1 pseudogene is annotated in these 273 nt (G+C 41.4%); it reads left to right on the top strand.

Features of this window, described 5'->3' with window-relative positions:
- A pseudogene (locus SB775_RS29430) lies at positions 1–193 on the top strand (MFS transporter); the annotation flags it as partial.
- Between the last annotated feature and the right edge of the window lie 80 nt (positions 194–273).

Raw genomic sequence — 273 nt, 5'->3', positions numbered from 1 at the left:
AGCCATTTTTCAAGAGGGTGCCCGCTCACAAATTCCGCCTGATATTTTAAATAAAGTCATCGATGCGATGTCACAAAGTATTACGTACGTATTTATGATTGCTTTATTCCCGATTGCACTTGCGGCGATTACGGTCGTATTTATGGGGAATGCACGAGTACGCACATCAAACGAAATGAAAGAAAGTGAATAATGTGAAAAAGCAGAGCGATGGTGGCTCTGCTTTTTTTCGTCTCATTGATATAAAAGATGGGCTTTGCCTTCACTGCCAAC

It is taken from the genome of Peribacillus sp. SIMBA_075, assembly GCF_046534585.1.
Note: the sequence above shows the minus strand (reverse complement) of the source record. Positions and strands in the feature narration are given on the sequence as shown.